The sequence below is a fragment of the Labilithrix sp. genome (assembly GCA_019637155.1).
GTDB lineage: Bacteria > Myxococcota_A > Polyangia > Polyangiales > Polyangiaceae > Labilithrix.
The window spans coordinates 480,220-502,986 of record JAHBWE010000001.1 but is presented as its reverse complement, the minus strand read 5'-3'; the positions used below and the strand labels follow the sequence as shown (position 1 = coordinate 502,986).

The window sequence follows — 22,767 nt, the reverse complement described above, 5'->3', positions numbered from 1 at the left end:
GTCATCTCCTCAGAACGTCAAGAACCCGGTCGCGGCGAGGACGCTCGCGCAGGCGTAGGCCCAGCGGCGCGGCGGGACCGTCTCGCTCGTGGTCTCGAGCGCGACGGCGACGCAGGCGTCGAGCTGCTCCGGCGTCGCGGCGCGGCTCCAGAACTTGCGCGTCCACTCCTCACATGCAGCGCGGGCGGTGTCCTTCGTCGGCATCGTGGCGAACCTCGCGTCCTTCTTCGTGAGGTTGTTGCAACCTTCGAACCCGACGTCGAAGGCCGCGTTGACGTAGACCGCGCTCGCGATCGGCTCGAGGAACCAGCGCTCCGACGCGACGCCGAACGTGCTCGCCGCGCCGTTGAGGGAGGCGGGGACGTTCTCGGCGCCGAGGACGCGGCGGTAGTCGGTGACGAGCGCACTGAACGGCTTCATCCGCGCGCGATCGCCGGCCGGCACGTCCTCGTTCGGGCGGGCCGCGACGTCGACGCCGCCGAGGCCGAGGTGGGGCTTGCCGACGGTGGTGCACGCGGGGAGCTTCGGGACCTCGTCCTCCGCGCCGCCGCCGGGCGCGCCGTCCGCCTCGTCGTCCGCGCCGACGCGGCCGCGGCGGCAGTCGCCTTCGAGACAGCTCGTCTCCGCGCACGCCGCCGCCGACGTCCCGAGCACCATCGCCACCATCATCCCGAGCACGATCCGCATGACTCCCCTTCACTCGCAAAAACCGGGCTCACGCGCGATCGACGCGAGCGCGGAGGTGATCGTCTTCTCGGCCTTGAACGTGTCGACGCAGCGATCCAGGACCGGGCCGTCGCAGCGGTTGTCCTCGCGGCCGTTGAGGAACTCGAACGCGAGGCGGCACGCGTTCACGGAGAAGTTCTCGGAGGCGACGAGCGCGGTCACGAGCTCGACGTCGTTCGCGATCTGCTGGCCGCCGAGCATCTCCTTCGGGCCGCCGCGGTAGGCGTCGAAGGCCTCGCCCTTCTTCGGGAGCACGGCCGCGACCTTGTCGAGCGCGAACCAGCCGTCGAAGTGGCAGCCCTTGCAGCCGCCGGCCTGACGCCCCGCGAGGCCGTGGTCGGCGTCGGGCGCGGCCGTCGTCGCGGTGAGGCGGAGCCCGACGACGTTGTTCATGATCCGGTACGCGGTCGCGAGCTTGATCCCGTTCTCCTCGTTGCCCTCGTAGCGGCGGTACCAGTCGATGCCGCGGAAGTAGCCGAGGCCGGCCGCGTCCTCGCGGATCGCGACCTGGCTCGCGATCTCGACGAGGCGGAGCTTCCCGAGGAACATGTCGGACCACGGCCGGTCCTCCGCGAGGACGAGCCGCGCGACCCAGTACGGCGCGTCCTCGAGCTGCTTCGCGCCGGGCGCGTCGTTGAACTTCATGTTGACGAACCGCGCGAAGCGCTCACGAAAGTCCTCGCTGTCGAGGAGGCCGTCGAGCGCCGCCTTCGGGTCCGCGGCCGTGAGCTCGGCGTCGGCGGCGCTCTTGCCGACGAACGCGATCGCGAGGCGGTTCGCGCAGCGCTCGTTCGCGGCGGCGACGTCGCCGGCGCCGTCGTCCGCGTGCGCGCGGCGCGTCGCGGCGAAGGCGGAGGCGAACGCGATCGCGGCGGCGAGGGCGAGACCGGAGCCGAGGCGGGCGTTCACTGGACGATCTGCTTCTGCACGAGGCGCGCCGTCTCGGGGAGGTCGGAGCGGTCGATCTTCGCGAGCGCGTCGAGGATCTGATCGAGGTTCAGGATCTGGAGCGCGTTCTTGAGCTGCTCGACGATCGCGGCGAGGATCTGCTTCGCGTTCTTCGGCCCGGCGAGGACGTCGGTGAGCCTCTGCTTCGCCGCCTCGAGGTCGCCGAGGTTCTGCGCGCTGCTCACCGAAGCGAGGAAGTCGCTCCACGCCGCCTTGGTCCCCGCGCCGCCGTCGAGCTTCAGGAGCTCCGTCTCCGCGACCGAGCTCTCGAACGAGAACGCGGACTTCGACGCGGCGAAGCCGATCCGCTCCTGCGCCGGCGCCTTCTGCTTGAACGTCGTGCTGAAGGTCGCGCCGCCGGTCACGACCGCGTTGAAGATCGCCTTGTCGATCGGCGCGGCCGCCTTCGCGCTCGCGGCCTGGAGCGCCTCGACGAAGCTCTTGCTCGACTTCACGAGCTGCCCGCTCGCGTCGGTGACGAACCCCTGGAGCCCGCTCACGGCCGTGACCTGCGCCTTCTGGAGCGCGCTGACGTCGACCGGGATCCCCGCCTTGTTCAGCGTCTCGACGATGACGTTCTCCGCCGCGATGACGGCCTCGGAGAGCGCGCCGATGACGGAGTTGAAGTCGGTCGTGAACACGCCGAGGACCGTGATCGAGTTCGCGAGCTGCGCGTCGACGTACGCGTCGATGACGTTGAGGTAGTTCTGCACCCCCGCGACGCCGCCCTTCGCGGTCGTCTCGAAGATCTCCGTCTTGATCGTGGTGACGCTGTCGACGGTCGCGTCGACGACGAACGCCTGCACGAAGGCGGGGAGGCCGTTCACGACGCCGGAGCCGAGCACCGCATCGCCGACGCCGAGCACCTTGAGGACGAACACGCCGGTCGGGCTCTGGTCGGCGGCGAGCTTCGCGTCGAACGCGCCGTCCTTCACCGGGACGTTGGTGACCTTCGTGAGCGCGCCGTCGTCGCCGACCGCGAGGACGTCGACCGACTCCGCGCCCGCGAGCGGGGTGTGCCCCTTCACGTCGAAGGTCCCCTCCGCGTCCTCGACCGCCGGCGCGGGCGTGCCGTCGGCGGGCGCCTCGACGCGCGGCCCCGCCGTCCGCGCGCGGCGCTCGGCGGACTCGACGTCCGCGCAACCGACCGCGGCCAGCAACGAAAGGACCGAAAGCGCGATGGGGACAGCTCGCATCGTCATCACCTCCGGTTGTCTCTTGAGCAACCTCGGTGCCGCGGCTCGCCGGAGCGGAGATCTGAAAATTTCCTCGATTTCTGAAACGCGGATGTGGGCGCCGTGACCACATCCACGCTGATTCCATTGGTCCGTCGCGGTGGACACAGTCGTGGAGGGGGTTCTCTGGTAGACGCGGCGCATGCGTCGGCGCGCGGCCCTGCTCCTGCTACTCGCCGCGTGCACGCGCGACCAGGCGGCGTCCGACGCGACCCGCCCGATCGAGATGCTCGTCCCGACCGACGCGGAGACGCTCGATCCCCGCTACGCGACGGACGCCGTCGCGCTCCGCACGACGCGGCTCCTCCACGCCGGCCTCGTGCGCCTCGATCCGAGCACGCTCGAGCCGCGCCCGTACCTCGCGCGATCGTGGGAGTGGGACGAGGGCCGCCTCCGCGTGCGCCTCCGCGAGGCGCGGTTCCACTCCGGCGCGCCGTTCGGCGCGCGCGACGTCGCGGCGACGATCGCCGCGTTCCAGTCGCCGGCGGTGGGCTCGCGTCACGCGCGCGTGGTCGAGCCGATCGATCGCGTCACGATCGAGGACGAGCGCACGGTGCTCGTCTCGCTGAAGCATCCGCACGCGACGCTGCTGACCGATCTCGAGATCCCGATCCTCCGCGCCGACGAGGCGGCCGGACCTCCGCGCGGCGACGGCTCGCTCGACGGCCTCGGTCCGTTCATGGTCGCGCGACGAGAAGAGGGCGCGATCGTCCTCGCGCCGGCGAAGGACGGCGCGCTGCCGGCGCCGGCGCACGGCGTCACGATCCGCACCGTGCACGACGAGAACGCGCGCGCGCTGCGGATGCACGCCGGCCGCGCGGACCTCGTCGTCAACGGGTTCTCCCCCACCCTCTTGCCCTCGTTCACGAAGACGCGAGGGATCGACGTCGTCGCGCGTCCAGGCGCGAACCTCACCTACCTGCTCGTGAACCACGAGAGCGGCCTCGGCGCGAACGAGAAGGTCCGGCGCGCGCTCGCGGCGGGGATCGATCGCGCGCGCATCGCGGCGACGCTCTTCGCCGGCCACGCGACGGCGGCGAGCACGCTGCTGCCGCCCACGCACTGGGCGCACACGCCGGCGGCCGCGATCGCGTTCGATCGTGACGGCGTCCGCGCGGAGCTCGGCGCCGCGGGCGTTCCCCTGCCGCTCCGCTTGACGCTCCTCACTTCGACCGATCGGCTCCGCAACACGATCGCGCGCCAGCTCGCGCAGGACTTCGCGCCGCTCGGGATCGAGCTCGAGGTGGTGCCGCTCGAGCTCGGGACGATGCTCGCGCGCCTCAACGCCGGCGACTTCGAGCTCGCGATGCTGCAGATGCCGGAGGTGACGGAGCCGAACGTCCTCCGCTTCTTCCTCCACTCCTCGAACGTCCCCCCCGCCGGCGCGAACCGCGGCCGCGTCCGCGATCCGGCGATCGATCGCCTCCTCGATCAGGCCGCCGCGAAGAACGATCCCACGGAGCGCCGCGCGCTCTACGCCGACCTCGAACGCACGATCGCCGCGCGCGCCTCCCTCATCCCGCTATGGCACGAAGACCAGATCGCGGTGACGAGCGCGCGCGCCGCGGGCTTCCAGCCGAGCGCGGAAGGCCGCTGGCTCGACCTCGCCCGGCTTCCGTAGTGGTCATTCGGTCACGCGAAGAGGGTCGCGACCTCGATGGTCACGTCCGGGAACGCGGCGATCGTGACGGAGCCGTCCTCGTCGACGGTGCGGAGGCTACGGTAGCGACCGTTCACGGGGTGCGAGTACACCTCGATGGAGCGAGCCGCGACGTCGACGATCCAATATTCGTCGACGCCGGACGCGGCGTAGAGCGGCGCCTTCGCCTCCCGCTCGTAGTCGAGCGAGGACTCCGCCACTTCGATGATGAGAAACGCGCGATCCGGATGGGCGTCGGCGTAGAGCCCGTCGGGGACCACCGCGACGTCGGGTTCAGGCTCCGACTCGTCGTGCGCGAGGAACGGTTGCTGAATCCGGACCAGCGCACGAGGATCGAGCGCGCGAACGAGCAACCGAGTCAGCCGATCGACGACGCTCGAGTGAGGCGGACCGATCGGAGACATCGCGACGACGGTACCGCGGATCAGCTCGACCCGCTCGCCGCGGAAGAAGCCGAGCTGGGCCATGCGATCGTACTCGGCGCGGCGAATGCGGCGGGGTCTTGCGTGGGCGAGATCGTGGGCCAGCATCGACCGCGATTCTAGCATCGACGCCTCGACGCCTCGACGCGGCCGAGGCTAGAGGCCGAGCGCCCCGGCGGTCGGCGGCTCGAGCTCCGGGAGGCACGCGTCGCCGAGGGCCTCCTGGACCTCGCCGAAGAGCTCGAAGACGGCGGCGGTGGCGGCGGGGCTCGAGCGTTGCTCGGTCCCGCCCTTCATGCCGGCGGCGAACGCCGTGCGTGGGGGGACGGCGGCGGTCGGCGCGCTCCATGGGCCGAGCACGACGTCGATCGCGCGGGCGGCGCTCGCGGGCTTGAGCCAGCCGCTCTTCGTCGCGCGGACCGGCGAGTCGCCGCCGAACACGGTCGTGAACTCGCAGAGGTACTGGCCGTTGGTCGAGACGCGCGCGTCGAGCGTGCCGCGCGTCGGCGTGCCCGCGAACATGACGCGCGCGGGGCCGCTGACGTGGAGCATCTGCCAGCCGTTCGCGGAGGCGGGGCCGGGCGCGACCTTCTCCGCGCCCGCGAGCTCGTCGGCGAACGCGCGGACCTCGGCGTTCATCCGCGTGACGTCGGCGTCCTTCGTCACGCGCATCAGGCGGCCGTTCGCGGTGAGCACCTTCGCGGTCGCGGGTCCGCGCGGGTCCACGATCGCCTGCGCGCTCTCGTCGCCCTCGTCGAGCGTGTGCCCGCGCCCGTGATGACGCAACGCCGGGCGCTCCGGCACCTTCATCGGCTCGAGCGCCATCTTCGACGCGACCTTGTCCGCGCCTTCGAACCACTTCTGCATGCGCTCGGGCTTCGCGCACCGCGTCTGGATCTCGTCGACGGGCCCGCTCGGCGTCGGCGTCTCGCGGACCATCGCCATGCAACCGTCGCGCTCGACGATCGCGATCGATCCTTTTTCGGTGACGAGGATCTTCTCGAGGCCGCCGCCTTCGAGCTGCGCCGCGGTCAGCGTGGCCTCACCCGTCTGTGGCGCGGGGGCATTCTTGCGAGCACCTCCGCACGCCGAGAGCAGAGCCATGAGCGCCGGCAGCGCGAGAACGGAGGCGGATCGGGCGGTTCGGGCGGTGAGAGACATCGTGCCTGCTCGTGAGAGCAAGCGCGGAACCAACCGCTGCGATCAGAAGCCTTCGAGCTCGGGGTACGCCTTCTTCGCGATCTCCATGCAGGGCTTGTCCTTCAGCGCGCTGCAGGACTCGAGCAGGAGCGTGGCCTCCTCACGGTTGCCCTTGCCCGACTTCACCTTCTTCTCGAGGAGCGCGCGGACCTTCTTGAAGTCGCGCGCCTCCGCCGCCGCGCGCGCCTTCTGGAGCTCGGGCGCCGCCGTCGGCGCGGGCGACGGTCCGGGTCCGTCGTCCGGCAAGACGAACACCGGCGGCGGCGGCGCGCTCGACGGCGGGAGCGGCGGGGGCTCGGCCGGCGGCGGCGGAGGCTGCCCCTGCCCGAGCAGCTCCGCGCAGCCCTTCGGCATGAGGCTCATCACTGCGGCAAGTACGAGCGTCCGCCCCATCGGTGGTTCGTCGAAAGAGGACGCTACTTCGCGGAGCGCCAGGTGTCATGATACCCGGCATCCTCCAAGCTTTGGGACGATAGCGTCGGGAGCAGCGGCAGGTAGGTGTCGAGCATGACCGCCATCTCGTCGGTGCGCACCGTGCCGATGCTCGCCTCGTACGCGCCCGGATGCGGGCCGTGCACCACGCCGGCGGGGTGGAGCGAGAGCGCGCCGGGCCCCACCCCGCGCCGCGACGTGAAGTTGCCGCGCACGTAGAGGATGACCTCATCGCAGTCGACGCTCGAGTGCGGGTACGGGCACGGGATCGCCTGCGGGTGCGTGTCCGTCACGCGCGGCACGAACGAGCAGACGAGGAAGCCGGGTCCGGCGAAGGTCGTGTGGATCGTCGGCGGGAGGTGCACGAGCCCCGTCTTCGGCTGGTACTTCTCGATGTTGAAGGCCCACGGGTACGCGAAGCCGTCCCAGCCCACGACGTCCATCGGCGTCCGCTCGAGGACGAGCTTCGTGAACGCGCCGCCCTTCTTCACGTAGAGCTCGTGCGGCCCTTCCGGGATGGCGTCCGGCGTCGCGATCGGCCCCTCCGGGCGGACGAAGTCGCGATGCGTGTAGGGCGCATCCATCTTCAATTGCCCGACCGGGTTCCGGAAGTCGTTCGGGATCATCACGCCCTGCGTGCCCTCGAAGCACATCATCCGCGCGGACCCGGAGACGAGGTGCCAGCGATGGATCATCGACTTCGGGATCCAGACGTAGTCGCCCTCCCGCACCGGGAGCCATCCGCACGACGACTCGAGGCGGAGCGCGCCCTCCTGCACGTACCAGAGCTCGTCGCCGTCGCCGTTCGCGAAGTACGCGTCGTCGCTCGCGGCCGGGACCGCGAAGTAGATCGCGACGTCCTTGTTGAAGAGGATCGGCACGCGGCCGTCGAAGACGGTGCCCGACGCCTTCATCCGCCGTGTGTCGTAGAGGCGGCGCTTCAGCGGATGGAGCCCCGGCTCGTGGAGCTTCGGGACCGGGTGGCCGCGGCGCGACGGCGTGACCTCGAGCGCGGGGGTCGGCGCGAACCGATGGTAGAGGTACGTGAACGCGCCGCTGAAGCCGCCGCGCGTGAACATCTCCTCGTAGAAGAGGTGCCCGTTCTCGTCGCGCAGCGCCGTGTGCGGCTTGTCGGGCATGAGCCCGACGCTCATGCGATCGATCATGACGCCTTCGCGGGGGAGCCCTTCTGGAAGCGCTCGATGCTCTCGAAGAGCGCGCGGAAGTTGCCGTAGCCGAAGCCCTCGTCGCCGCAGCGCTGGATGACCTCGTAGAAGAACGGACCCGCGCGAACCTCGTCGTACATCGTCGCCGCTTCGCGGAGGAAGATCTGGAGCATGTACTTCGAGTGCGCGCCGTCGACGAGGATCTGGAGGCGCTCGAGCTCCGCGATCTCCTCCTTCACGTTCGTGATGCCGAGCGCGGCGAGGCGCTCCGGCAGCGCGAGGTAATACGCCTTCGGCGTCTCCATGAAGTCGACGCCGCGGCGCTTCAGCTCCTCGACCGAGCTGATGATGTTGTCGACCGCGAAGGCGATGTGCTGGACGCCGGGGCCCTTGTTGTCCTCGACGAACTTCGCGATCTGCGAGTCGCGGAAGTGGGGGCGGAGCGGCTCGTTCGTCGCGAACTTCACCCCGCTCTTCGGATCCCACATCACGATCGAGCGGAGGCCCGACCCCGACACGCGCGCCTTCGCGACGTCCTGTGTGTGGAAGCTGATGTCCCAGAACGGCTCCATCCCGAGCACGTCGCGGTACCAGCCGATGATCGGCTGCATCGTGAGGCCGTTCGACGTGACGTGATCGATGTCACGGATGCCGAACATGTTGACCGGGTTCGACGCGTGCCCGCCGCCGACGTCGACGAAGCCGGGCGCGAATCGCTTGTAGTCCTTGCGCTCGACGAAGCGGAAGGCGACGTCGCCGAGCGGCGTCGCGATCTCGATCGAGCGGTAGGTGCCGCCGCTCTCGTCCTTGTCCTCGAGCGGGTCCGCGAGGAACGTGCCGCCGCGCTTCTCGAGGAACGCGATCGTCTCGTCGAGGTTCGTCACCCGGAAGCTGAGGCTCATCACCCCGGCGGGGTGGTGCTTCAGGAAACGCGCCGCCTTCGACGACTGCCGGAGCGGCGTCGACACGACGACGCGCGCGTCGCCCGCGCCGAACACGGACGCCTGCTGGCCGCCGCGCTGCACGAGCTCGTCGCCCGCGCGCGCGACCTCCTTGAAGTCGAAGCGCTCGAGATAGAACTTGCGGCTCCGCTCGAGGTTCTCGACGACGAAGTGGAAGCTGTCGTAACCCGTGATCCCGATGTGCTCGCCGGACATGAGCGGCGGATTAGCACGGGTGATGAGCGGGCTGAAGGCGCGCGCGACCTCCGTCGCTCGATGAGGCGAGACGCAAACCTTGCGTCAGTTCGCGGACGGTTTGACGCGCTCCGCCAACCCGAGCCACCTCGGGAGCGGCTGCGCGCCGGTGATGCGGCGGCCGTTCATGAACGCGGTCGGCGTGCCCTTCGCGCCGAGCTTGTCCGCCTGCTCCTCATCGGCCTTGATGCGCTCCTCGAGCGCGGGATCATCCATGTCGCGCTCGAAGCGGCCGGGGCTGAGCCCGAGCTCCGTCGCGTACTTGATCAGGTCGTCGCGCCCGAGCGCGTCGCGATGCTGGAGGAGCACGTCGTGGTACGGCCAGAACTTCCCTTGCCGCTCCGCCGCGAGCGACGCCTTCGCCGCGAGCCGCGCGTTCTTGTGGAACGGGAGCGGGCGGAACTTGTAGGCGATCTTGATCTGCCCGGGCCGCTGCGCCTCGAGCTCGCGCAGCGTCTTCTCCGCCCGCACGCAGTAGGGGCACTCGTAGTCGGAGAAGAGCACCACCGTGATCGGTCCCTGGAAGGCGCCGCGGGTGGGGGCCGACGCGACGTCGACGTCGTAGACGGAGTCGTCCTCGACGAGCTCGACCTTCGGCGGCAGTGGCTCCGGCAGCTGCGCGATGAGATGAGCGTAGTCGAGCCCGTTCGCGCGCGTCTTCGTGCGCTCCTCGTCGAAGAGGGCGCGGAACGTCTCGATCGGCCGCGCGCCGACGATGCGGCGCCCGTTCACGAAGAACGTCGGCGTGCCGTTCACCCCGAGCTTGCTCGAGAGGACCTCCGACTTCGCGAGCGCGGAGGCCGTGGACGGCCCCGTGCGCGCCCGGTCGAACGCGGCGACGTCGAGCCCGATCTCGCGCGCGGCGCCGCGGAGGCCTTCGTCGTCCATCGTCTGCGACGCGTCGTTCATCGCGAAGAGCTTCGCGTGCATCGCCTCGCCCTTGCCTTGCTCGACCGCGGCGAGGAACGCGCGCGCGGCCGCGGCGGCGTGGTCGTGGATCGGGAGCGGCTGGCTCGCGACGACGACGCGGAGGTCGGCGCCGTACTCTTCCTTCAGCTTCGTGAACCGCGCGTTCGCCTTCGCGCAGTAGGGGCACTCGTAGTCGGTGAACATCACGACGGTGACGGCGGCGCTCTCGTCCCCGAACGAAGGCAGGCCGTCGATCGGCACCTTCACCGCGGGGTCGGCGTCGCTCTTCAGCAGCGCGACGGTCGGTGACGGCGCGACCGCGGCGGCGGTCTTCGTCGGCGCGGGCTCTTCGACCGCCTCCGAGTGGGCGCACTGCGTGATGGTGAGGAGGGAGAGGATCCAAGGAGTGAGCTTGTTCACGTCCTCTTCATGGCGTGGCGAGCGAAGAAGTTACGCTCATGCTCTCCGGGAGCTCGCACGTCGCGCGATCGGACGCGACGCACTGCGGAGCCTCCACCGTGTGCGAGGCGAGCGTCATCGCGGGAGCGGGCGCCGAGACGCCGCGCGCGTCGCACGTGAGCGGCTCGTCCGAGGCCGAGGCCGGAGCGGAGACCGGCGGCGCGCTCGAGGCGCAGTCCCCCACGAGCGAGCGCGAGGGCCGCTCCGCGAACGGGTGCCCGAACGCGAAGAGCGCGACCGCGGCCGCGACGCCGGCGAACCCGGGACCCCACGTCCTCGTGGAGACGAGACGGGCGAGCACCCGCGACGCGTACGCGCGCAGCGGCACCACGCGCGCAGCGGGGCGCTCGAGCTCGGGCGGCGGGGCGGCGGGGCGCGCCGCGAAGAGCGCGCGCTCGGCGAGGAACATGTCGCGTGCTTCCATGCAATCTGCACACGACTCGACGTGGGCCTCGAGCTCGGACCTCGAACGGGCATCCGCATCGAGACCGAGGATCATGTCCTCGACCTCGATCGCGCGCTCACACGCGCTCATCTCTCTCCTCCTTGGTACGTCGCCATCACGTCGCGCAGCACCTCGCGCGCGCGGAAGATCTCGACCTTCACCTTCGCGAGCGAGCAGCCCATCGTCACGGCGATGTCGTCGTACGACAGCCCGTGATCGAGCCGCAGCAAGAGCATCGCGCGCCGCTCCTCCGGCAGCTGCGAGAGCGCCGCCCCCACCACGCGCAGCGCCTCGCGCCCGAGGAGGTCGCGCTCGGGGCTGCTCTCGCACGCCGCGTCGGCGTCGGGATCGGAGACCATCCACTTGCCCGTCCGCGCGCGCGCCTTCCGCAGCTCGAGCGACACGTTCCGCGCGATGCCGAAGAGCCAGGGCACGACGTTCGCGCCGGACTCGAAGGTCCCAAGCTTCCGGTACGCGCGGACGAAGGTCTCTTGCGTCGCGTCCTTGGCGAGGGTCGCGTCGCCGAGCAGGTCGCGGAGGAACCGGTGGATGCGCGTGCCGTGCGCGGCGTAGAGCGCCTCCAAGGCCGGGGCGATCGCGGCCGCCTCCGTCCGCTCCGCGATCGGGAACGGCATGGCGGGCACGAGCCCAGGGCGAGCAAGGATGGCCACGGCGGTACTTGGCGCTCCGGCAGCGAAAGTTACGAAAAATCTCTCGCCGCGCGAAAGCGTTCGAAAAAGGTGCATCATTCCCGGCGCATGCGATACGGCCTCGCCGCCTCGAACCTCCCCGAGTGGGTCGCGTTGAAGCTCCTCGACGCGCCGCTCCCCGTCCTCGACACGCTCCTCGGCCCGCTCCAGGCGCGCGCGGTCATCGCGGCGGAGCGCGCGGGCGTCTTCCGCAAGCTCGCGAAGGACGGCCCCATCACCGCGCCGAAGCTCGCGGCGGACCTCGCGCTCGACGCGGAGTGCCTGCGCCTCTTGCTGCGCGTGCTGCGCGCGATGTCCTACGTCGAGCTCCGCGCCGGCGCGTGGTCCCTCACGCGCCGCGCGCGGCGCTGGTACGGCCCCGGCGCGAAGGAGCCGTACGAAGCGTTCACGCAGTTCGGCGCGCCGCAGTGGCGGATGATCGAGCAGCTCGACGAGGTCCTGGTCACGGGCAAAGGCGTCGACTTCCACGATCAGGAGTGGTTCACCGACTGGGCGCTCTACCAGCGCTCGATGTTCGAGAACGCGCGCGCGTCGTCCTGGTTCGTCGTCGACAACTTCCCGGTCCCCCCCGGCGCGCGCGACTTGCTCGACATCGCCGGCTCCCACGGCTGGCTCGGCGCCGCCCTCGCGCGGAGGCACGCGGGCCTGCGGAGCACGGTGCTCGATCGCGCGGAGGCGCTCGCCGCCGCGCGCGAGATCGCGAAGGCGAACGGCTACGACGACGTCGTCACCTTCGAGGAGGGCGACCTCCGCACCGCCGACTTCGGTCCGCCCCGCGACGCGGTGCTGCTGAGCAACATCCTCCACCACTTCGGCGCGGACGAGAACCTGAGCATCCTCCGCCGCGTGAGGGCGGCGATGAAGCCCGGCGCGACGATCGGCATCTTCGAGATCGAGACGCCGCCGGACGACGCCCCCGTCGACGCCGGCGGCGACGCCTTCGCCCTCTACTTCCGCATCACCTCGAACGCGACGTGCTACCGCGCCACCGACTACACGAAGTGGCTCGCCGCCGCGGGCTTCGCGCACCCGCACGCCATCCGCAACCTGCGAATGCCCTCACGCATGCTCGTCGTCGCGCACGCGTAGCCGCAAAGGCTCGCGTGCGGCGAGCCAGGCGACGCGCGGCTCTCACGTCGCGGCGCGGCCGGCGGCGGCGCCGTCGCCGCTCTGGCCGGGGCGGGCGTCGATCTCTTCGGTTGCGTCGATGCGCGCGCCGACGGGGAGCGTGAGGACGTCGACGTCCCTCGCCGGACGCAGCAGGCGGCCCGGCTTGCCGACCTCGGGGCCGCGGAGCTGGATGTCGATCGCCGGGGCGTCGCCGACGGCGCGGACCACGTGCAGGCTCGCGAGGCCCTCTGCCTCGACGAGCTGCTCGTGCGCCAGCACCTCTCGCGCCGTGAGCTCCACGCCGCCCGCGACGTCCTTGAAGCGCAGCTCCTCCAAGCGGCCCTCGATCGCCTTGCCGAGCATGCGATGAGGATGCGCGTGGATGGGCGTCACCGAGCCCGGCTCCCGCACCACCGCGACCAGCGCCCAGCCCGTCTTCCCCTCCCAGTACGTCAACCAGCGACAACCCTCGCCGTGACCGAGCGGGCTCGTGCGCGCCGGGATCAGCTCGCCGATGGAGGGGCTCAAGAGATCGAGCAAGCGACGGAGGAACGTGTCGTCGAGCGCGCTGCCCGCCTCGCGTTGCTCCAGCAGCACCGTGCACTCCTCGAGCGTGAGGAGCTGCCCCTCCTCGAAGCGCCGCTCGATCGCGCGCGTCTTCGCCGCTTCGCCGGCGAAGACGCGATGGAGCGCGACGGCGGCGAGCAGCGCCGCGGCGCCGAGCGCGATCGCGACGCCGGTGTGGCCGCGCGCGAGGAGGACGATCATCGCGAGGGTCAGGCCCGCCATCCACACCGACGCGCCCGCGCCGACGCCGACCGCGCGCGCGGAGGACGCGAGGACGGAGCGCACGTCGAGGTGGAGGCCGATGCCGGCGGACACCGTCGACATCAGGACGTCGACGACCAGCTTGTCCGCCGCGAGGAAGCTCGCCCACGCCGGCGCGCCCGCGAAGGCGCGATCGCCCGCGACCCGCACCAGCGCGAGCGCGACGTACCCGACGATGAACGCCGGCAGCGCGTCGACGACGCTCTTCGTCAGCTGGCCCTTCTTCGCGCTCGTGCTCGTGTTCGAGCGCCGTGCGAGCGCGATCGAGACGAGCACCGGCGCGAGGAGCAGGATGCGCGCCGACTTCGACGCCGCCGCCATCACGCCGCCCGCCTCCCCCATCTGCGCGCCGACCGCGATCGCGCTCGCGAGGTCGTTCACCGCGAGGCCGCTCCACAGCCCCGCGAACGACGCGTCGAGGCCGAACGCGAAGGCGAGCGTGCGGAACGAGAGCATCGCGGTCACGGAGAAGAGGAAGACGACCGCGATCGCGACGCCCTGCTCGTCGCGGTGCGCGCGGGCCGCGGGGGCGATCGCGTTCACCGCGGACGCGCCGCAGATCATCGTGCCGCCGGCGAGGAGATCGACGAGCGGACGCCGCACGCGGAGCGCGACGCCGAGGACGTGCGCGAAGAAGAAGGTGCTCGGGATCGACGCGCCCGCGACGATGAAGATCGTCTCGATCTCCGTGCGGCCGAAGAAGCCGGTCTGCACCTTGAGGCCCATCAAGACGATGGAGAGGCGGAGGAGCCACTTGCCGGTGAAGCGGAGGCCGGAGGCGTAGCGATCCGGCTCGCGCTCCTTGCCGACGTGGCCGAGGCCGGCGAGGCGCGCCAGCGGCGGCACGTTGAGGACGAGCGCGCCGAGGAAGAGGGCGACGAGCACGTCCGAGATCAGCGGCGACGACGGCAGCGCCTTCACGAGGCCGACCGACGCGCCACCGATGACGAGCGCCAAGAGGACGCCCGGCACGTCGGAGCGCGTCGGTATCCACTGCGGCCGCCTCACGGCTTCGCCTCATAGCATGCGCCCTTGACCTCGGCGCGCCCCCGGCATGAAGTGCGCGCCATGATCGGGCGGCGCGGACTCTTGCGCGGCGCGGGCGTCGCGCTGGCCTTCGCGTCGCCGCTGCGCGCGGACGAGACGAGAGAGGCGGGAGAGGCGGTCCTCCATCAGCTCGGCGCCGATCCGCAGAACCTCTCCACCCCGCAGCACCTCTTCACGCAGCTCACGATCCCCACGCGCTCGTTCTTCGTGCGGAGCCACTTCGGACCGCCCGCGCTCGATCGCGATCGCGCGCTCGCGATCGAGGGGCTCGTGACGTCGAAGCTCTCGCTGAAGGTCGCCGACCTCGAGGCGCTGCCGAAGGTCACCGTCACCGCGGTGCTCCAGTGCTCCGGGAACGGCCGCTCGTTCCACGCGCCGCGCGTGCCCGGGCTGCAGTGGGACCACGGCGCGATGGGACAGGCCACCTTCACCGGCGTGCGCCTCAAGGATCTGCTCGAGAAGGCGGGCCTCGACGCCGCGCTGAAGAAGGGCGCCCACGTGCACCTCCGCGGGGCGGACGCGGCGCCGAAGCCGAGCGTGCCCGCGTTCGTCCGCAGCATCCCGATCGAGCGCGCGCTCGATCCCGGCACCCTCGTCGCGTACGCGATGAACGGCGAGCCGCTCACGCTCGAGCACGGCGCGCCGATGCGCCTCGTCGTCCCCGGCTGGGCCGGCGATCACTGGGTGAAGTGGCTCACGCGCATCGCGGTCGAGAAGACGGAGGCGCCGGGCTTCTTCATGCAGACCGCGTACAAGATGCCGATCGAGCCGGTGGAGCCCGGCGCCGCGGTGCCGCCCGAGAAGATGCGCACCGCGACGACGTTCCCGGTGAAGTCGATCATCGGGGCCGCGAAGGACCACGCGATCGCCGGCGTCGCCTTCTCGGGCGAGGCGCCGATCGCGAAGGTGGAGGTCTCGCTCGACGGCGGGAAGACCTGGAAGCCCGCGACGCTCGAGGGCGAAGCCGGCGCCGGACGATGGCAGGTCTTCCGCTTCACCGTCCCCGCGACGATGACCGGCACGCTGACGGCGCACGCGCGCGCGACCGACGCGAAGGGCAACGTGCAGCCGGAGAAGGCACAGTGGAACCCGAGCGGCTACTTCTGGAACGCCTGGCACTCCGCGACGTGGTCGGCCGCATGAAGCGCGCGCTCTCCCTCGCGCTCGTCCTCGCCGCGGCGTGCACGAAGAAGTCGCCGCCGCCGCCTCCGCCGGTGGAGGCCGAAGCGAGCGCGCCCGCGCCGGTGACGATCGACGCGCGCGGCGTCGCGGAGCGCTCGTGCCTCTCCTGCCACACGATGCAGATGCTCGAGCAGCAGCGGCTCACGGAGGCGCAATGGAAGAAGGTCGTCACGAAGATGGCGACGTGGGGCGCGAACCTCGAGCCGAGCGAGGAGCCCGCGCTCGTGGCGTGGCTCGCGGCGAGCTTCGGCCCCGACGCGGGGGCGTACGTGTTCCCGCTCCGGTCCGAGAGCGCCGCGCTCGACGCGGTCGCGGCCACGCCCGACGGGCGCTACGCCGCGCCCGACGCCGGCCTCGATCACGCGCGTGCACTCTACACTGATCGCTGCTCCGGCTGCCACGGCCCGGAGGCGCGCGGGCACATCGGCACGAACCTCGTCGACCGTCCCTTCCTCTACCGCGCCGAGGAGCTCGCGCGGACCATCCGCAAGGGACGCGGGAAGATGCCGCCGATGCAGCTCGCGGACGCCGAGATCGCCGAGATCCTCACCTACCTGCGCTCGCTGCGCTGAAGGCGGGCGCGCCCGCTTGCGTGGCGGCGAGGGCTGCGCTGAAGGGCGCGCGCCCGCTTGCGTGGCGGCGAGGGCTGCGCTGTCGTAGTGGGATGCCTTCGGTCGCGGCCGTCCTCACCGTCGCGTGCCTCAACGCGACGATGGCGGACGACGAGGCGATCGCGAAGGTGCGCGAGGCGCAGGCGGCGCTCGACGAGGGCGACGTCGAGACCGCGCGCTCTCTCGCGGGCGAGGTCCGCGCGCGCCGCCTGCACGAGGAGGCGGGCGGCGTGTACGAGCGCGCGACGCGGCTCCACGCGCTCTCGTTCGTGCGCGATCCGGCCGCGGAGCCGGCCGAGATCGAGGCGAGCGCGCGCGAGCTCCGCGCGGAGCACACGTTCGCGGTCGAGCACGGAGGCGCCGCGCCGCCGCTCACCGCCGACTACGGCGAGGCGCTCGAGCGCGCCGGCGACGCGAACGGCGCGTACGCGCTCCTCGCCCCGCTCGCCGACCGCGACCTGATCGGGAGCGCCTACGCGAACGCCGCCCTCGCGCGCGCCGCGGACGACAAGCACGATCGCGCGCGCGCCGAGCTCGGACGCGCGCGCTGCGCCGCCGCCGCGAGCCGCCCGTCGATCTGCCGCGGCGAGTATCCCCCGCGGCCGTTCTTCCGCGGGCGCGCCCTCGACTTCGCGCTCGCTGGCTTCGCCGTCCTCGGCGTCGCGATCGTGCGCGCGGCGCGGCGGCGGGTCTGGTCGGCGCACCGCGCGCGCGAGCTCTCCGGCGCGATCACGATCGGCGGGTGGGGCCTCTTCCTCCTCACGAACGCACGGCTCGGCGTGCTCGCCGCCGTCCTCACGATCGCGTTCGCGCTCCTCCTCGCCGCGGTCCAGCGTCGCCTCTTCTTCCGCGCCACCGGCGAGGGGAGCGTCCCCGGCTTCCGCCTCCGGCCGCTCGGGCCGGGCGACGAGTCCGCGCCGCTCCTCCGCGTCTTCTTCGGCCCCGCCGAGCCGCTCGCGCTCGAGCCCCTCGCGGACGCGGGGTACCGCGAGAACGCGCGGCGCCCGCTCCTCCGGATCGCGCGGCGGCAGGTGCCGGCGCGCGCGGGGCTCGTCCTCGCCGCGCTCGCCCTGTTCGTCGCCGGAGCGCTCGCGAGCCTGCTCACGCTGGCGCGCGGGGTCTGAGCTCGACCGCCGTTTCCCCGTGGTTTCTGCGTCGTGTGGTCGCTGAGGCAGGTTTGCCTCAACGCCGGCCCGAGATGGAGGTAGAGGTATCGCCCCGGAGGCAATTCAATGAGCCGGAAGCCCACCAAGTTCCTCTTCGTCACGGGTGGCGTCGTTTCCTCGATCGGGAAGGGCTTGGCGAGCGCATCGGTGGGAGCGCTCCTCGAGGCCCGCGGCCTGCGGGTCACGATCATGAAGCTCGACCCGTACATCAACGTGGATCCGGGCACGATGAGCCCGTACCAGCACGGCGAGGTCTTCGTCACCGACGACGGCGCCGAGACCGATCTCGACCTCGGTCACTACGAGCGCTTCACCTCCGCCCGCATGACGCGGGCGAACAACTTCACGACCGGGAAGATCTACGAGTCGGTCATCTCGAAGGAGCGCCGCGGCGAGTACCTCGGCGCGACGGTGCAGGTCATCCCGCACATCACCGACGAGATCAAGGCGCGCGTCCGCGACGCGGTCGACTCCTCCGCGAACCGCCCCGACGTCGCGATCATCGAGATCGGCGGCACCGTCGGCGACATCGAGTCCCTCCCCTTCCTCGAGGCGATCCGCCAGCTCAAGGTCGAGGCCGGCCCGCAGAACGCGCTCAGCCTCCACGTCACGCTCGTCCCGTTCATCGAGACGGCGGGCGAGCTGAAGACGAAGCCGACCCAGCACTCGGTGAAGGAGATGCGCGAGATCGGCATCCAGCCCGACATCCTCCTCTGCCGCACGAAGCAGCCGCTCTCGAAGCCGACGAAGGACAAGATCGCGCTCTTCTCGAACGTCGCCGCCGACGCGGTCATCTCCGCGATCGATGTATCCTGCATCTACGAGCTGCCGCTCCACCTCCACTCCGAGGGCCTCGACGACCTCATCGCCGATCGCCTCAACATCTGGAGCCGCGCGCCCGATCTCGCGCCGTGGCAGCGCATCGTCGAGCGCTTCAAGAAGCCCGCGCGCGGGAGCGTGAAGATCGGCGTCGTCGGCAAGTACGTCCACCTCAAGGACTCGTACAAGTCGCTCCACGAGGCGCTCGTCCACGGCGGCCTCGCGAACGAGGTCTCGGTCGAGCTCGACTACATCGACTCGGAGGAGATCGAGCGCGAAGGGGCGGCGAAGCTCCTCTCCCACGTCGACGGCGTGCTCGTCCCCGGCGGCTTCGGCGACCGCGGCACCGAGGGCAAGATCCAGGCGATCGGCTGGGCGCGCACGAACAAGGTGCCGTTCTTCGGCATCTGCCTCGGGATGCAGCTCGCGGTGGTGGAGTACGCGCGCAGCGTCGCGGGCCTCGAGGGCGCGAACAGCGCCGAGTTCGAGCGCGACACCGCGCACCCCGTCATCGACCTCATGCCCGAGCAGCGCAACGTGCGGAGCAAGGGCGCTAGCATGCGCCTCGGCGGCTTCCCCTGCTCGCTCCTCCCGGGCACGATCGCGGCGGACGCCTACGGCGCGACGGAGATCAGCGAGCGCCACCGCCACCGCTACGAGTTCGCGAACGACTACCGCGAGCGCCTCGAGAAGGCAGGCCTCGTCCTCTCCGGCACGAGCCCGGACCGGAAGCTCGTCGAGATGGTGGAGCTCAAGGAGCACCCCTACTTCCTCGGCTGCCAGTTTCACCCCGAGTTCAAGAGCAAGCCGACCGCGGCGCACCCGCTCTTCGCCCGCTTCGTCCGCGCCGCCGCCGAGCGCGCCGCGACGAAGACGAGCGCTCCGCGCAAGACGAGCGAGAGCCCGACGACGCAGCCGAACTAGCTCACGGCGGGACGTGCCCGATGATCGAGAAGCGGAGGCCGATGAAGCCGTCCGCGACGGGCGAGCGCGGATCGCCGAGGTTCGTCACGAAGGCGAAGCCGTAGTCGAAGTGACGCGTCATCGCGCGCACGGCGGGCCCGATCGTGATCGAGGATCGGTTCCCGTCGCGCACGCGGTACCGGTCCGCGAAGGCGATCTCCGGCCCCGTGCCCGTCGTCACCTTGTCGTCGGAGGCGAGGAAGTACACCTGCGAGGCCTCGAGCGAGACCTCGACGTCGCGGCGCGCGAGGTAGCCGAGGTGGCCGAGGAGCCGGCCGACGAGGGCCGCCTTCTCGATCCCCTGGTTGTCGAGCAGGATGTCGAGGCCGTGCCGCCCCTGGAAGACGACGGGCCCGCGCCGGATGCGGAGGTCGCCCGCGGGACGGAGCGCGAAGCGGCCGGGGAGGAAGCCGGCGTAGCCGGTGGGATCGAGCGAGCTCACCGACTCGACCGCGGATCGGTTCGGGCGATATCCGCGATCGAAGACGGCGGTCGGGACCACGACGCCGAGGACGAAGCCGATCTCGAGCCACGTCGGCAGCGGGAACACCGTGCGCACGTGCGCCTCGACGTTGCCGCTGAAGCGACGCATGCCGGCGGGGCGCGCCGCCTCGCCCTCGACGAGACCGCCGTCGAGCGGGAGCGCGGTCCCGAACGGGTATGCGAGGCCGAGGTACACGCGCCGCGGCACGAACACGTTCGCCTCGACCGCGGGGCGCACGAGCGTCGCGGGCGCGCTCGTCCGCGCGACGCCGGGGATCGCCGAGAGGCGGCCGACAATCGCGTCGACGCCGACGTCGAGGCGCGAGTGCGCGAGGTCGGGCAGGATGAACGGCGCGGGCATGCGCGGCGGCGACGTCGCTTCGGTGCGAATGCGCGCGACGTCCCGCTTGAGCGGCTGCGCCTCGGCGCCGCCCGCGATCGCCGCGAGCGCGCCGGCGAACGCGCATGCCCAGAGCCGCTTCACGAGATCAGGTAGTGGCCAAGACGCCGTGGATGCAAGCTCGATTCGCGGTATCGTGCGCGCGCCGTGGTCCATGTCTTCGCCAAGGCGGGAGGGTTCGCCGATCGCATCGTGCGCCGGTGGATGCCCGATCCGTTCGTGCTCGTGCTCTTGCTCTCGCTCGTCGCGCTCGCGCTCGGCTTCGCGAAGACGCGCGACGCGGCCGGGCTCGTCGCGACGTGGACCGGCGGCTTCGGCAACGCCGAGATCCTGAAGTTCGGGCTCCAGATCATCCTCATCGTCGTCACCGGCGAGGCGATCGCGGCGAGCCCGCCGGCGAAGAAGCTCCTCGCGCGGCTCACCGCGATGCCGAAGACCGCGACGCAGGCGCTCCTCCTCGTCACCGTCTTCGCGATCGTCACCGGGTGGCTCCACTGGGGCTTCGGCCTCGTCGCGAGCGCGCTCCTCGCGCGCGAGGTCGGCCGCACCTTCGCCGCGCGCGGCGTCGCGATCCACTACCCGCTCCTCGGCACCGGCGCGTACACCTCGATGCTGCTCTGGCACGCGGGCCTCACCGCGAGCGCGCCGCTGCTCATGAACACGGAGAAGAACTTCGTGAGCGAGGTGCTCGGCGTGAGCGGCCCCGACGCGAAGGTGCCGCTCACCCAGACGGTGCTTGCACCTTACAACCTCCTCGCGTGCGCCGCGATCGCGCTCGTGGTGCCGCTCCTCGTCGTCTCCATGCAGCCGAAGAGCGGCGTCACCGGCGTCGAGGGCGCCGACCTCCCGCCGGCGGACGGCGACGCGGGGGCGGCGCGGCCCGACACGCCGGCGGGGCGGCTCGATCACTCGCGCGTCCTCTCGTTCGTCACCGGCGCGATCGGGCTCACGTTCCTCGTGCGCCACTTCCGCGCGAACGGCTTCGACCTCAATCACAACGTCGTCAACTGCGGCTTCCTCATGCTCGGGATGGTGCTCCACGAGTCGCCGGTCGCGTACGCGAAGGCGATCGCGCGGAGCGTGCGCGGCGTCTCCGGCATCGTGCTGCAGTTCCCGTTCTACGGCGGCATCCTCGAGGTGATGAAGCAGACCGGGCTCTCGCACTCGATCGCGCAGGTCTTCGTCCAGGCGGCGAACGCGACGACGCTCCCGCTCTTCACGTTCCTCGCCTCGATCCTGACGAAGAGCTTCGTGCCCTCCGGCGCGGGCGAGTGGGCGGTCGAGGGACCGCCGATGCTGCAAGCGGCGAAGGAGCTCGGCGTCAGCTACGGCAAGATCACGATGGCGGTCGCGTACGGGAACATGCTCGGCAACATGTACCAGCCGTTCTGGAGCCTCCCGCTCCTCGGCCTGATGGGCCTCCGCGCGCGCGACATCATGGGCTTCTGTCTCGTGCTCTTCGTCGTGTGCCTGCCCATCCTGGCGCTCGCGCTGACCATCGGATGAACGAAGCCCGGAATTTTGAACTGGCATCTGCTTCGTTCAATGGATCCCCGATCGAAATCAGGAATGATCCAGGCGTCGATGTAGGTTGCGCAGGGCCCCTCGTCCACTGGCCCGTATTTCGTGCGCAAAGGGGGCATGGCGCGTGCTTGTGAGGGGCTCGATGCGCCTCGGAGCCCTCCTTCTCGTCGGCAGCACCCTCTTCGCCGTCCTCTCCGCCGTCGCTTGCAACCAGCGAACGGCCGCCGTGGAGGAGGAGGGCGACGACGACGACGACGACGACAGCGCGGGCTCGGGCAAGAAAAAGAAGAAGACGACGGACGACGACGAGGACAAAGCGAACACCTGCCTCGGCAAGGAGAACCTCGCCTTCGACAACAGCACGTGCAACACGTGCATGAGCGACGACGCCAGCTGCTGCGCGGCGACGATCACGTGCTTCAAGGGCAACGAAGACTGCAAGAAATTGCAGACGTGCATGGAGGAGTGCACGACCGCGGGCGGCGACGACGCCGCGCTCGTCGCCTGCCAGGCGAAGTGCAAGACGGACAACGCCGCCGGCCTCAACGACTGGCAGGTCTACAACGCGTGCACGCAGAACACGTGCGCCTCGGAGTGCGGTGGAGCGGCTCCGCCGGCGGACCTGACGCCGGCGCAGGCGTTCGCCGCGGCGTACACGAAGGTGAAGCCGGAGTGCGCGTCGTGCCACACCGCGCCGGGAACGAACGGCGCGAAGATCATCTTCGGCGCCGACGAGGCCGCCACGTACACGCTCTTCAAGGCGGCCGGCTACGACAAGTCCAACAGCCTCTTCGTCACGAAGGGCCAGCACCTCGGACCGCCGCTCTCGGCGGGCTCGAAGGGCGCGATCGACGCGTGGGTCGCGGCCGAAGCGGCTCCGCCGACGACCGGCGGCGGCGGCAACGGTACCGGCGGTGGTGGCGGCAACGGCACCGGCGGCGGTAACGGCGGTGGCGGTGGCGGTGGCGGCGGTGGCGGCGGTGGCGGCGGTGGCGGCGGCGGTAACGGCTGAGCGCAGCGCCGACTACTAAGTAGAGGAGCGCCGATTTGACGGGCGTGTAACGTCCGGCTGCGCACGTGTAACACGGCGCCGCTGCCGCACGAGTACGTGAGGAGCATGCGCCGC

At 71.2% G+C, this 22,767-nt stretch carries 21 protein-coding genes; 8 read left to right on the top strand and 13 right to left on the bottom strand.

Going from position 1 to position 22,767, the window contains the following annotated elements; translation table 11 throughout:
- Positions 1-9: 9 nt before the first annotated feature.
- Genes KF837_02190 through KF837_02180 form a run of 3 tightly spaced genes read right to left on the bottom strand, consistent with a single transcriptional unit; the run spans position 10 to position 2,834 of the window.
- Positions 10-687 carry a hypothetical protein gene (locus tag KF837_02190; protein MBX3226088.1) on the bottom strand — a complete coding sequence of 226 codons (678 nt, stop codon included), beginning with the start codon at positions 685-687 and terminating at the stop codon, positions 10-12.
- A gap of 9 nt (positions 688-696) precedes the next feature.
- Positions 697-1,635 (bottom strand): hypothetical protein, encoded by a 939-nt coding sequence (locus tag KF837_02185; GenBank protein ID MBX3226087.1) that lies wholly within the window; start codon positions 1,633-1,635, stop codon positions 697-699.
- On the bottom strand, positions 1,632-2,834 hold the full coding sequence (locus KF837_02180; protein MBX3226086.1) for a hypothetical protein: 1,203 nt from the start codon (positions 2,832-2,834) through the stop codon (positions 1,632-1,634). The genes KF837_02185 and KF837_02180 overlap by 4 nt, the downstream gene beginning before the upstream one ends.
- 217 nt (positions 2,835-3,051) lie before the next feature.
- Between KF837_02180 and KF837_02175 the strand changes: the two genes are divergently transcribed.
- Positions 3,052-4,530 (top strand): ABC transporter substrate-binding protein, encoded by a 1,479-nt coding sequence (locus KF837_02175; GenBank protein MBX3226085.1) that lies wholly within the window; start codon positions 3,052-3,054, stop codon positions 4,528-4,530.
- A gap of 11 nt (positions 4,531-4,541) precedes the next feature.
- Here KF837_02175 and KF837_02170 read toward each other — a convergent pair whose 3' ends face one another.
- The 8 genes from KF837_02170 to KF837_02135 form a co-directional block, all read right to left on the bottom strand.
- The gene (locus KF837_02170) at positions 4,542-5,099 is read right to left on the bottom strand and encodes a Uma2 family endonuclease (protein ID MBX3226084.1); all 558 of its coding nucleotides are present in this window, start codon (positions 5,097-5,099) and stop codon (positions 4,542-4,544) included.
- Positions 5,100-5,147: 48 nt separating this feature from the next.
- Positions 5,148-6,095, bottom strand: a complete 948-nt coding sequence (locus tag KF837_02165; GenBank protein MBX3226083.1) for a hypothetical protein — start codon at positions 6,093-6,095, stop codon at positions 5,148-5,150.
- Between the two features lie 99 nt (positions 6,096-6,194).
- The gene (locus KF837_02160; protein ID MBX3226082.1) at positions 6,195-6,554 is read right to left on the bottom strand and encodes a hypothetical protein; all 360 of its coding nucleotides are present in this window, start codon (positions 6,552-6,554) and stop codon (positions 6,195-6,197) included.
- A 53-nt stretch (positions 6,555-6,607) separates the two neighbouring features.
- Positions 6,608-7,789, bottom strand: a complete 1,182-nt coding sequence (locus KF837_02155) for a homogentisate 1,2-dioxygenase (protein MBX3226081.1) — start codon at positions 7,787-7,789, stop codon at positions 6,608-6,610.
- Positions 7,786-8,946: a VOC family protein gene (locus tag KF837_02150; protein ID MBX3226080.1), complete on the bottom strand. Its 1,161-nt coding sequence runs from the start codon at positions 8,944-8,946 to the stop codon at positions 7,786-7,788. The genes KF837_02155 and KF837_02150 overlap by 4 nt, the downstream gene beginning before the upstream one ends.
- Positions 8,947-9,030: 84 nt before the next feature.
- Entirely contained in the window at positions 9,031-10,314 is a 1,284-nt protein-coding gene (locus KF837_02145) for a thioredoxin domain-containing protein (GenBank protein ID MBX3226079.1), read from the bottom strand.
- Between the two features lie 7 nt (positions 10,315-10,321).
- A complete protein-coding gene (locus KF837_02140) occupies positions 10,322-10,888 on the bottom strand; it encodes a hypothetical protein (GenBank protein MBX3226078.1) in 567 nt (188 codons plus the stop codon).
- Positions 10,885-11,433: a sigma-70 family RNA polymerase sigma factor gene (locus tag KF837_02135; protein MBX3226077.1), complete on the bottom strand. Its 549-nt coding sequence runs from the start codon at positions 11,431-11,433 to the stop codon at positions 10,885-10,887. The genes KF837_02140 and KF837_02135 overlap by 4 nt, the downstream gene beginning before the upstream one ends.
- 123 nt (positions 11,434-11,556) lie before the next feature.
- On the opposite strand from KF837_02135, the gene KF837_02130 reads away from it, so the two are divergent.
- Positions 11,557-12,597: a methyltransferase domain-containing protein gene (locus tag KF837_02130; GenBank protein ID MBX3226076.1), complete on the top strand. Its 1,041-nt coding sequence runs from the start codon at positions 11,557-11,559 to the stop codon at positions 12,595-12,597.
- Positions 12,598-12,639: 42 nt separating this feature from the next.
- Here the strand turns inward: KF837_02130 and KF837_02125 are convergent, their stop codons facing one another.
- Positions 12,640-14,454, bottom strand: a complete 1,815-nt coding sequence (locus KF837_02125) for a putative sulfate exporter family transporter (protein MBX3226075.1) — start codon at positions 14,452-14,454, stop codon at positions 12,640-12,642.
- A 60-nt stretch (positions 14,455-14,514) separates the two neighbouring features.
- On the opposite strand from KF837_02125, the gene KF837_02120 reads away from it, so the two are divergent.
- The 4 genes from KF837_02120 (at position 14,515) to KF837_02105 (ending at position 19,195) form a co-directional block, all read left to right on the top strand.
- A complete protein-coding gene (locus KF837_02120) occupies positions 14,515-15,636 on the top strand; it encodes a sulfite oxidase (GenBank protein ID MBX3226074.1) in 1,122 nt (373 codons plus the stop codon).
- Positions 15,633-16,247 (top strand): c-type cytochrome, encoded by a 615-nt coding sequence (locus tag KF837_02115; protein ID MBX3226073.1) that lies wholly within the window; start codon positions 15,633-15,635, stop codon positions 16,245-16,247. Before KF837_02120 ends, KF837_02115 begins: the two co-directional genes overlap by 4 nt.
- Positions 16,248-16,339: 92 nt before the next feature.
- A complete protein-coding gene (locus KF837_02110) occupies positions 16,340-17,410 on the top strand; it encodes a hypothetical protein (protein ID MBX3226072.1) in 1,071 nt (356 codons plus the stop codon).
- A gap of 108 nt (positions 17,411-17,518) precedes the next feature.
- Complete coding sequence (locus KF837_02105) at positions 17,519-19,195, top strand: CTP synthase (protein MBX3226071.1); 1,677 nt, start codon at positions 17,519-17,521, stop codon at positions 19,193-19,195.
- 1 nt (position 19,196) lies between these two features.
- Here KF837_02105 and KF837_02100 read toward each other — a convergent pair whose 3' ends face one another.
- Positions 19,197-20,201: a hypothetical protein gene (locus KF837_02100; protein ID MBX3226070.1), complete on the bottom strand. Its 1,005-nt coding sequence runs from the start codon at positions 20,199-20,201 to the stop codon at positions 19,197-19,199.
- Positions 20,202-20,264: 63 nt separating this feature from the next.
- On the opposite strand from KF837_02100, the gene KF837_02095 reads away from it, so the two are divergent.
- The gene (locus KF837_02095) at positions 20,265-21,623 is read left to right on the top strand and encodes a short-chain fatty acid transporter (GenBank protein ID MBX3226069.1); all 1,359 of its coding nucleotides are present in this window, start codon (positions 20,265-20,267) and stop codon (positions 21,621-21,623) included.
- A gap of 160 nt (positions 21,624-21,783) precedes the next feature.
- On the top strand, positions 21,784-22,653 hold the full coding sequence (locus tag KF837_02090) for a hypothetical protein (protein MBX3226068.1): 870 nt from the start codon (positions 21,784-21,786) through the stop codon (positions 22,651-22,653).
- Positions 22,654-22,767: the final 114 nt, after the last annotated feature.

Excerpts from the sequence above, each read along its gene's own strand:
- KF837_02190 (MBX3226088.1), bottom strand. The coding sequence starts at position 687 with ATGCGGATCGTGCTCGGGATGATGGTGGCGATGGTGCTCGGGACGTCG.
- KF837_02175 (MBX3226085.1), top strand. The coding sequence starts at position 3,052 with ATGCGTCGGCGCGCGGCCCTGCTCCTGCTACTCGCCGCGTGCACGCGC.
- KF837_02170 (MBX3226084.1), bottom strand. The coding sequence starts at position 5,099 with ATGCTGGCCCACGATCTCGCCCACGCAAGACCCCGCCGCATTCGCCGC.
- KF837_02165 (MBX3226083.1), bottom strand. The coding sequence starts at position 6,095 with ATGGCTCTGCTCTCGGCGTGCGGAGGTGCTCGCAAGAATGCCCCCGCG.
- KF837_02160 (MBX3226082.1), bottom strand. The coding sequence starts at position 6,554 with ATGAGCCTCATGCCGAAGGGCTGCGCGGAGCTGCTCGGGCAGGGGCAG.
- KF837_02155 (MBX3226081.1), bottom strand. The coding sequence starts at position 7,789 with ATGATCGATCGCATGAGCGTCGGGCTCATGCCCGACAAGCCGCACACG.
- KF837_02150 (MBX3226080.1), bottom strand. The coding sequence starts at position 8,946 with ATGTCCGGCGAGCACATCGGGATCACGGGTTACGACAGCTTCCACTTC.
- KF837_02140 (MBX3226078.1), bottom strand. The coding sequence starts at position 10,888 with ATGAGCGCGTGTGAGCGCGCGATCGAGGTCGAGGACATGATCCTCGGT.
- KF837_02135 (MBX3226077.1), bottom strand. The coding sequence starts at position 11,433 with ATGCCGTTCCCGATCGCGGAGCGGACGGAGGCGGCCGCGATCGCCCCG.
- KF837_02130 (MBX3226076.1), top strand. The coding sequence starts at position 11,557 with ATGCGATACGGCCTCGCCGCCTCGAACCTCCCCGAGTGGGTCGCGTTG.
- KF837_02120 (MBX3226074.1), top strand. The coding sequence starts at position 14,515 with ATGATCGGGCGGCGCGGACTCTTGCGCGGCGCGGGCGTCGCGCTGGCC.
- KF837_02115 (MBX3226073.1), top strand. The coding sequence starts at position 15,633 with ATGAAGCGCGCGCTCTCCCTCGCGCTCGTCCTCGCCGCGGCGTGCACG.
- KF837_02110 (MBX3226072.1), top strand. The coding sequence starts at position 16,340 with ATGCCTTCGGTCGCGGCCGTCCTCACCGTCGCGTGCCTCAACGCGACG.
- KF837_02105 (MBX3226071.1), top strand. The coding sequence starts at position 17,519 with ATGAGCCGGAAGCCCACCAAGTTCCTCTTCGTCACGGGTGGCGTCGTT.
- KF837_02090 (MBX3226068.1), top strand. The coding sequence starts at position 21,784 with ATGCGCCTCGGAGCCCTCCTTCTCGTCGGCAGCACCCTCTTCGCCGTC.